Genomic DNA, 484 nt, shown 5'->3' on the forward strand with positions numbered 1-484 from the left:
TATGCGGTGATGGAGGAGGTGATTCACTTCAATACCGAGCGGCTGCGTCAGGCGGTGGCGGCCCATGCGACCGGAAAGGACAAGTTGCGGGCACTGATTCGGGCGGAGCTGCAATCCATTGTGGGAGATACGGCCGAGGCGATGACCGTGATGGTCACCGAATGGCGCTGTCTGAGTGCAGACAAGCAGGCTCGAGCGCTCAAATTACGCGGTATTTATGAGCAGCTGTGGCTGGATGTATTGTCGGAATTGCACGATCAGGGCGAATTCACCACGGACCCTTTCATTATGCGTCGCCTGCTGACGGGGATGACTGGCTGGGCCCCAAACTGGTTTGACCGTGAAGGGTCGCTGAGCCTGGATGACCTGGCCGATATCATGCTGGCCCGGGTCATTGGTGAGTCCGCACCATGATTGGTAATGCCATAGCCTGGGGGGAAACCGGTTACTCCATCATCGAGGAGGGCGAGCTGAACCGACAGAC

The 484-nt window shown here is 58.3% G+C and carries 1 protein-coding gene; it reads left to right on the forward strand.

The window, feature by feature from the left end; all coding sequences use genetic code 11:
• Window positions 1–414, forward strand: a 414-nt coding sequence (locus A3754_RS27495) for a hypothetical protein (RefSeq protein WP_063519192.1), incomplete at its 5' end; no start/stop codon positions are given.
• Between the last annotated feature and the right edge of the window lie 70 nt (window positions 415–484).

It is taken from the genome of Alcanivorax sp. HI0083 (assembly GCF_001635175.1).